The 9,365-nt window shown below is 38.0% G+C and carries 6 protein-coding genes; 3 read left to right on the plus strand and 3 right to left on the minus strand.

Annotated elements, in window-relative coordinates:
• Positions 1-1,915 precede the first annotated feature (1,915 nt).
• The 3 genes from H592_RS0113855 to H592_RS22400 all read right to left on the minus strand — a co-directional run bounded on the left by H592_RS0113855 (position 1,916) and on the right by H592_RS22400 (position 5,997).
• Entirely contained in the window at positions 1,916-4,090 is a 2,175-nt protein-coding gene (locus tag H592_RS0113855; RefSeq protein WP_028869291.1) for an Ig domain-containing protein, read from the minus strand.
• Between the two features lie 1,115 nt (positions 4,091-5,205).
• Positions 5,206-5,565: a DUF3622 domain-containing protein gene (locus H592_RS0113860; protein ID WP_028869292.1), complete on the minus strand. Its 360-nt coding sequence runs from the start codon at positions 5,563-5,565 to the stop codon at positions 5,206-5,208.
• A gap of 75 nt (positions 5,566-5,640) precedes the next feature.
• Positions 5,641-5,997 (minus strand): VF530 family protein, encoded by a 357-nt coding sequence (locus tag H592_RS22400; protein ID WP_084296288.1) that lies wholly within the window; start codon positions 5,995-5,997, stop codon positions 5,641-5,643.
• Between the two features lie 211 nt (positions 5,998-6,208).
• On the opposite strand from H592_RS22400, the gene H592_RS0113870 reads away from it, so the two are divergent.
• From H592_RS0113870 to H592_RS0113880, 3 genes are all read left to right on the plus strand, one after another.
• A complete protein-coding gene (locus H592_RS0113870; RefSeq protein WP_028869293.1) occupies positions 6,209-6,541 on the plus strand; it encodes a YajD family HNH nuclease in 333 nt (110 codons plus the stop codon).
• A gap of 316 nt (positions 6,542-6,857) precedes the next feature.
• Entirely contained in the window at positions 6,858-8,351 is a 1,494-nt protein-coding gene (locus tag H592_RS0113875) for an alanine/glycine:cation symporter family protein (protein WP_028869294.1), read from the plus strand.
• Positions 8,352-8,527: 176 nt separating this feature from the next.
• Positions 8,528-8,827: a DUF1244 domain-containing protein gene (locus tag H592_RS0113880; protein WP_028869295.1), complete on the plus strand. Its 300-nt coding sequence runs from the start codon at positions 8,528-8,530 to the stop codon at positions 8,825-8,827.
• Positions 8,828-9,365 lie beyond the last annotated feature (538 nt).

Raw genomic sequence — 9,365 nt, forward strand, 5'->3', positions numbered from 1 at the left:
TGACACCGGGGCGTTTTCTGCTCCAAGTAATCAATTCTTTTTTTAACGCATCAGCTCATACAGCACATCCATGTGCTGAAAGAGCTTAAGCCAAACGTCCTGTTTGGCTTTGCTAAAAGGAATTGATGACTTGGGAAAACTTTACGGTGGGATTGTTGTAGCCACGTTGATCGATGTAGTTTGTAAGTTGAAATGGATTAACTTGCCGCTACGTTTCTGAAAGACGATATTTGTAAACTTATCATCCCACATCATCTGCGAGGACAAGCAGTTTGGTTTTTTGGTGGTTGTGTTGGGCTCGTCTGCGCTCGACGAGGCTGTTTGATATTTATTAGCAGTGGTTTCGCCCTGTCGGCGACACGCCTTTCTCTTATCAGAAGAGAAAGGCGGCAAAGAGACTGACACCGGGGCGTTTTCTGATCCAAGTAATCAATTCCTTTTTAATGCACCAGCTCATACAGCACATCCATGTGCTGAATGAGCTTAAGCCAAACGTCCTGTTTGGCTTTGCTAAAAGGAATAGATGACTTGGGAAAACTTTACGGTGGGATTGTTGTAGCCACGGTGTTCAATGTAGTTTGTGCTTGAAATTGATCCTTCAACTGATTGCTCCTACGGACAAAACACTTTGTCTTAAGGTCATTTTGTCATCATGTTAGTTTGGGAAAACTTTACGGTGGGGATGTTCGTCCATTGTGAGTGATGGCTTTATGAGGCTATATTGAACTAAAGGTTGGTGATCCTGTTTGATTTAAAACCAAAGACTAGCAATAAATGATTCAGTTATTGCTCGTCTTTGCTTTGGCTCGTCGTGGCTGCTTGATATTTATTAGCAGTGGTTTCGCCCTGTCGGCGACACGCCTTTCTCTTATCAGAAGAGAAAGACGGCAAAGAGACTGACACCGAGTCGTTTTCTGATCCAAGTAATCTATTCCTTTTTTAACGCATCAGCTCATACAGCACATCCATGTGCTGAAAGAGCTTAAGCCAAACGTCCTGTTTGGCTTTGCTAAAAGGAATGGATGACTTGGGAAAACTTTACGGTGGGGATGTTGCATCCAGGTTGATCTACTTAGTAGTAACTTGAAATGGGTTAATTAGCTGACCGGCTTCTTCGAGTAAATTGTGGCCAAATTGTTCAAGCAGCTAAAACTCTGATTGTCTTCGTTCCAGTTGTTCTCCATGAGAATTCATTGCTTTGATGTGTTTGTGTAAGATTTTGCCTGGTTTACGCACGGCGAGGCGGTAGTTTTATGAGCTCGTCTGCGCTCGTCGGTGGTGATGTTCGTCCATAGTGGGCGATTGCTTTGTTGTTACTGCATTAGGTAACGATGTTTAATTGGCGCGAAATAAAGATTAATTGCTTATTAATATGAAACACTGAAAATAGCATCATACCGATTACATTAAATAAGTGATCTAAATTTTGCGCAGGAAAAATGACTTAGTTTAAGGCGTAAATTTAGCTAAATGGTTGCTCCCTTTACGAAATTAACAACGAAGAAATAAGTTATTTTAACAAGTAAAATAGGTCAGTTAATTAGTGTGATTGGTATCATTACCCTTGTTCCACATGATCTCCGTGGGAATGTATCAATTTTAGTTTGAATTTTTTTGAGCATGCTTGAATCCATTTAATTATCTTTAACGATTATTAAATTTTCACCTTGGTTATGGCTGATGGCGAACGATTATAAAATGATTGAATCTCAGATTTTTGTGAATAGGGGAGGGTTATTTTTGATTCTTTCAAGATGTAGTTATTGGGCGGTCGGTTATTACTAAGAATGCTTTGGTTTTTTATTTGAAGTTATAATTCAACTTTTGACTTTAGAGTTCTCTAGAGGGGATTAAATAGTCGATTAATATAGGCCGTCATACACAATGTAAAACGGCCTATTAACATTAAGTTAAATTAATCGTTATTACCTGTACCTGTCCATTGAATGTTGAATTTTACAGCTTCAATGTATTCACTTCCATTACCACTTGTATGACCGATAATACTGTAAACGCCGCCTTCAGCTAGTTGTGCTTCTATGTCTAGGTCAATATTGGCTGATCCTTCATCTTCATTGTCATAGCAATCAAAATCTGAGTTTACTACTCCAGTATTGTCTGTAAGCACAAACTCATCAAATGCTTGTTGAAGTGAGTTACAAGTTACGCTCTCTCCTTCAAGGCCAAAGGTAATATTAGCGTCAAATTGACCGCTATCTTGAGAGTTATTATTCTCAAGTAAGCTAACGGTGATTAAACCTTTCTTCCAAGTTTCAGTTTCATCGCTAGGTAAGTAAACTTCAATATCTCTTTCTGTTGCGCTACCATCAGATTTTAAAGCAATTCTCTTTTCAGCTGCGGCTGCTGTTGAAAAATAAGTATAAAGCTCACCATTTTCATTTGAATTTGTTGGTTTTGTAAGGACTAAAATAGCATTTTCGATATTGTCGTCAGTAACTTGAACCGTATAAGTTAAGTTTTGTGTAATTGTTTCCTCACGTTCATTAAATGTGAAGCTTGCATTAAGAGTGTTTAGCTCATCAATAGTGTAGCTTCCTACCTCTGTACTTGTATTGTCAGAACATGTTGTTAGGTTATCTGATGTACGCTCATTTTTATATACTATTCCATCTACGAATTCGAGAGTGTCACACCATACTCGTTCAGTGTAATGGAGATCTGTAGAGCCGTACTCAGTGAGGTACCATTTGTGACCGTCTAATTTATTAGTGGTTTCTGAAGGTGTTGATGATTCAGTGATTGCAGGTAATTTGAAAAGAGTGATAACTTTTGTATTAACACTATCATCAGCATAAACATAGAGATTGTTAACTTGTGCTAGTTGTTTATAACTCGGCGTACCGCTGAAAGTGATAATGCCATTTTGCTCACTGAAAGACAGGCTGCCATTAGCAAACCCATCTGCTGTGAAGGTAGTATCGACTAAGTAATTTAATACATCTGATTCTGCATCAGTAAATAGTGCTGAAATATCTAATGTATAGTCAACGGCTTCACCTACGGTTAACTCCCAATTTGAGACCTCTGCTTGTAGCTGTTCGGCAATTGCTTGGTTAACGGTTGGTGCTGTGTTTGCTGATTCAATTTTTACTGTAAAGTTAAGCGGATAAGAGCGTGCTTTACCGTCACTAGCAAATACTTGATATTCAAATGTACCCGCAATAGTTGGTGTGCCAGTCACAATACCTGTGCTTTTATTAATGCTTAAACCGTTTAATTCATTATTGCCTTTTAAAACTAATTGGTAAGTTAATGCATCATTATCATCATCTGAGAAGTAGGCGACTGTATCGATATCAATTAAAGCTCCTTGAAACTCTATGGTTTGAGTTGCGACAGTACCTGTTACTACCGGGCGAGAATTAGCAACAGCTGTTACTTCACCATCAGTTATTGTTACAGTTGGGTAAAAACGATTTAAGTTTCCTTGGGCCTCAACTACCTTTTGTACTTCAGCAGCTACTGCACTTGCTATTTTTAACTGTTGAACAAAAGACTGATCTGCATTATCAACTAAGCTTTCAGCAATGATATTAAGTGCTTGTGCTTGTTGGTTTGAAGTGTCAATCAAGTAATCACCAAAGATAAGATCTCTTGAAGCTGTTAAACCAGTATCTTGAATTGATTTAATGACGGCATCTTCAGCATCCGCTTGCGATAGCGTTGGATTAGCAGCTAATTGCTGAATAACCATGTTAGTCATTGGGTTAGCTACGCTTGAACCTGCTGGAGCTGAAAGTTCGAAGTCAGTAGATACAGCACCACGAACACTATCAATTGTTTCACCTGCAATTGCTTTTACAAAAACAGCATGGTTTTGTTGCTCTGCCGTTAATGTAAATTGACCATTTTCATCACTGTTGTCAGCTAGTTTAGTGTCGCCACTATCAAGCATTAAATTATCATTTGTATCAACCCATAATTCAGCATTTTCTAAATAACCATCGATTGCTGTTAGTTTGGAACTCGTTTCACCTGAAGAACCACCTGAAGAACCATCCGATGAGCCACCACATGCAGTGAGTGCAAGAGCGATTGAGACTGCAATACAAGTTTTTTTGTTTATCATTCATTATTCCTTTGAATTTATACTGATGGGTAATTATAGGGCGTATATCTTAAGGGGTATTTTGATGATGTTTTTAAATAAAACAAGTTGAATTATGATTTTGTAGGTGGTTTTTTGATTTAATGACTAATCTGTGAACTGAATAGAAGTATTTATTTAAGCGCTCGTAACATTTTGATTAAAAAGCGTTCATTAATTGTTTTATTTTTGTATAGATATTGTCGTTCTCTATACTTTTTGTATTGGGCATTACGTTTGGTACTTTAATTTGTTTTCAATTTTTTAAGTAGATTGTTTAATGAACTGAGTAATTACGACTTATGCTATTTTAAGGTAAACAGGCCTGATACCTTATTGATAAAGGCTTTATAGATAACCATATAAAGTATTTTTACTAACCATCATAGAAGGTTATTTAAGTTGTTGAAATATATGTTATTTCATTAACCCAATGTAGAGTGTATTACTTTGTGGATGTTTTGTGGTTTTGGTATCTATTTTATTTGAACTTGGAGTTTTGGCTTGTCTGAGTTTGACGTGGTGGTTTGATCGTTATTTGCTTTGGCTCGTCTGCGCTCGACGAGGCTGTTTGATATTTATGAGCAGTGGTTTCGCCCTGTCGGCGACACGTCTTTCTCTTATCAGAAGAGAAAGGCGGCAAAGAGACTGACACCGAGTCGTTTTCTGATCCAAGTCATCAATTCCTTTTTAATGCACCAGCTCATACAGCACATCCATGTGCTGAAAGAGCTTAAACCAAACGTCCTGTTTGGTTTTGCTAAAAGGAATGGATTACTTGGGAAAACTTTACGGTGGGGATGTTGCAGCCACGGTGTTTAATGTAGTTTGTCGCTTGAAATTGATCCTTCACTGATTGCTCCTACGGACAAAACACTGTGTCTTAAGGTCATTTTGTCATCATGTTAGCTTGGTAAAATTTTATGGTGGGGCGTCTACAATGGGTTATGGTTTTGTTGTCGCTCACATATTTTGGGTGAAGGAGTTGTGGGTTTAAGTTGGCTTGTTTTTATGCAAACAAAAAGGGCTAACTGGTTTTCACCTGTTAGCCCTTTAGAAGTGTCAATGCTATTGGATAGCATTGGCTGGAGTCTGTATTATTCTTCGTCGTAATCGTAGTCTAACTCTTCATCATCAGCTTCTAGTGCGCGGGCACGAGCTTCTTCTCTTTTTGCTAAGAATTTTTCGTTTGCTGCTTCTTTAGCGGCTGCAGCTTTTTCTGCTTGTGCGTTACGTTCTGAACGACGCTCTGATTTACGTGCGTTGGCTTGCTTTTGCTTTTCTAAAAAGCCAGCTAACTCAGCCGTTGCCCATTCAATGGCTAAGGCTTCAGTTGCAAAACCATCTTGTTGTTTTGAAACACTGCTTCTACGAGCACTAACACGACGGGTGATTTCTGCACTCCAGGTATTAGCGTCCTGTTTGATTTTGTAATCGAACTTTTTTTGTTGGGTCATGAGCTATTCCTAGTTTAGACTTGTGGTTATTTTAGGCGCGCGATAGTAACACAGATTAGTTACAATCATCACCGCTTATTTGTTGTTAATTTTTGCCCATTCAAATCCATCATTACTTTTTATCACTGATGGCTTTTTCACTTCTTTTGGCGCGGGCGATTGTTGCTTTTGATCTTGTGTCGCTAAGATGCTGCGTATTAGCTTAGTGGTTTCAGGGTGTTTACTGCAAAAGGTTTTTAAATATAAAATCTCGACGCGGCTTCTCGCCCAAGGTGTTTGACGTAAAAATTTAAGGCAAGATTTTTGAGTCGGGTTGTTTAAAAAGCATTTTATCCCTAATTTTTCACCCATCTCTTTCCAGGAATGTTTGGTCTGTAAATCAGTGAGTATTTGAGCTAATTTGATGCCGTATAAAGGGTCATTTGTTTGCATGTGTCGTTATCTTATTTATATCGCGTGATTGAGTATGAAGCTTATATCGTGTCAGCTTACAGTAACTTGAAACTAATGTTTACTTAAATGAAAAGATGGCACCACTTTTAATACATTAGTAGCCTTTTAGTAGCCTTTTTTAGCGCGAATTAGTTCACAATAGGGCAATGAAAACATATGATAGCGCTGAAACTGATAGCAAGAGGTAGTGATGGCTTATATTCCAAGTAATTATAAAAGTTTAGAACACGATTATCGTGATAAAGCATTAAAATTGTTTCCCTGGGTATGTGGGAAGTGTACACGTGAGTTTGTGTATTCAAATCTTAAAGAGTTGACTGTGCACCATATGGACCACGATCACAGTAACAATCCAGCTGATGGCAGTAATTGGGAGCTGTTGTGTATTTACTGTCATGACCATGAACATGATAAATATACTCAGGCAGATTTGTACGGTAGTCATGTGGAAGCGGGCGATGAAAATGTGGCGACTGCAACTTATAATCCATTTGCTGATCTACTCTCCAAAATGAAAAAATAAACGCTCAATTTATTTTAAATCATACAGTGGTTTTTTTTTAACTATTGTATGATTAATTTCACTCTAAAAACGTTGTTTAATCTCTCCTCTATCTACCATATCGATATCTCTTTGTTATTAATCACACAAATTCCTATTTTGTATTTGAAATATTTTGTGTTTTTTTTGAATATTTATTCACTCTGGCCATAAATTTTATAAAATTTGGCTGTTTACTTTTGCTTTTGTAGTGATATTTTGTTTCGCCTAATTAACAATTTGTTTACATAATTTAATGTAAGTCCCTGACACCACTAAATAAAATTAAGGAAAATATATGCAGGAAGTAGTAGATTTTTTAAACGGTATTATATGGAGCCCAGCGCTCATTTATTTATGTTTAGCGGCGGGGTTATTTTACTCAATTCAAACTCGGTTTGTGCAAGTTCGTTTCTTTAAAGAGATGTACACGTTACTGCTATCAGGGAGAACATCTGCAAAGGGGATTTCCTCCTTCCAAGCTTTGTCGGTGTCGCTATCTGGCCGCGTAGGTACTGGTAATATTGCAGGTGTTGCGGCGGCGATTGGTTTCGGTGGACCCGGCGCTGTATTTTGGATGTGGGTAGTTGCTTTCTTAGGCGCTGCAACGGCCTACATAGAATCAACGTTAGCGCAAATCTACAAAGAAGTGGATCAAGGTGAGTATCGTGGTGGTCCAGCTTATTATCTTGAAAAAGTAACTGGTCAGCGTTGGTATGCCGTTATTTTTGCTATCGCTACTATTGCTGCTTGTGGTTTTTTATTACCGGGTATCCAATCTAACAGCATCGGTAATGGTGTCGAAGTTGCATTTGGTACAGGCATGATGATTGAAACTAGTATAGGTGTGTTCAGTGAAGCTAAAATAATGACCGGTATGGGAATTGTTTTGATGCTCGGTTTCATTATTTTTGGTGGTGTTAAACGTATCGCTAACTTTACACAAGTGGTTGTGCCATTTATGGCATTAGCTTACGTATTAGTGGTATTTGTTATTATTGGTTTAAACATCTCTGAATTACCGCATGTCTTTATGATGATTGTTGGTGATGCATTCAGCCCAATGGCCGGTGTTGGTGCTGCGATTGGTTGGGGTGTTAAACGTGGTGTTTATTCTAACGAAGCGGGCCAAGGTACTGGCCCACATGCTGCTGCGGCGGCTGAAGTTGAGCACCCAGCACAGCAAGGTTTAGTACAAGCTTTTTCTGTATACATTGATACATTGTTAGTTTGTTCTGCGACTGCATTTGTTATTTTAATTACGGGCGCTTATAACGTACATGGTATTGGCGATACATTCTTAATACAAAATGTTGCAACTGAAATAGCCGCTAATGGTCCTGGATTTACACAATTGGCCGTTGAGCGTGTTTTACCGGGTATTGGTAAACCGTTTATTGCCTTTGCCTTGTTCTTTTTCTCTTTCACTACGATTTTGGCGTACTATTATATTGCTGAAACAAATGTGGCTTACCTTCGTCGAACATTGAAATTACCTGATTTTACTTTCCTATTAAAAGTGGCTCTAATTTCTGCTACTTTTTACGGTACGGTAAAAACTGCTAATCTCGCTTGGGGCTTAGGTGATGTAGGTGTAGGTCTAATGGCATGGTTGAATATTTCTGGTCTGTTAATTATCTTCTTCATGGGAAGGCCTGCTATTAAAGCGTTAAAAGATTATGAAGAGCAACATAAGCTACAACCTGAATCGTACACATTTAATCCGCTTAAATTAGGTATTAAAGATGCTACTTTTTGGGAAAACAGATTCGTAAAGAATCAAAATAAGTAATCTTGATAGCCTAACCTAACGGGTATAGTTAATTTAGGTTCAAACAATTAAACCGCCATTTTTAGTAAACAAAATGGCGGTTTTTTATTTTTGGGATTGCGTTGATCTCTGAACCTAAGTCAGTATATTAAGCGCTAACTTTTTATTAAATAAAATGACAATAGGATAACCATCATATGACCACTAAAGCACAGCAAGTTGAGTTAGAAGCAGCAGCATTTCGTCGTTTATTAGCACATTTAGATAGCCGTAAAGATGTACAAAACATTGAGTTAATGAATACGTCAGGATTCTGCCGTAACTGTTTGTCTAAATGGATGTTAGCAGAAGCGAAAGAGCGTGATATTGAGATGACGGACGATCAAGCGCGTGAGCATATCTACGGTATGCCATACAGTGAATGGAAAGCTAATCATCAATTACCTGCAACACCTGAGCAAATGGTTAAGTTTGAAGCTTTAAATGCTAAAAAGTAGTTTTTTAAGATTCAAAGTTAATAGCGTATAACCTCGAAGGGTTGAAAAAGTAAGGTCAAAAGCAGTTTTTTTAAGCTTAAAATCAAAAGCCAAAAGTCAAAAGCTGTTAACCAAGAAGGCACAAAGGGTGAAGAAGGTAAGGTCAAAACCTTAATAGTTTATGATAGGGTTTTTAAAGTAAATGCTGTTGTCTAACTTTCGTCTTTGCTCATTGGGGCTTTTTGATGTTTATTTGCAGCGTATTTCGCCCTGACGGCGATCTTCTTTCTCTTATCAGAAGAGAAAGAAGCAAAGAGACTGACACCGAGCATTTTCTTCTCTAATCCAACAGCTTATTTTAAACGTACCAGCTCTTACGGTACGTTCCTGTACCGAACGAGCTTAAGACAAACGTCCTGTTTGTCTTTACTAAAATACGCTGTTGGCTTAGGGAAATTTAACGGTGGGATTTTTTTGTTGTGTTTGGGCTAGGGTGTTTTGTAGATAATGGCTTCTTCTTTAAAATCAAAGTCAAGATCAAGAGCTATTAACCACGAAG

Source organism: Psychromonas arctica DSM 14288, from assembly GCF_000482725.1.
In the GTDB taxonomy this organism is placed as follows: Bacteria; Pseudomonadota; Gammaproteobacteria; order Enterobacterales; family Psychromonadaceae; genus Psychromonas; species Psychromonas arctica.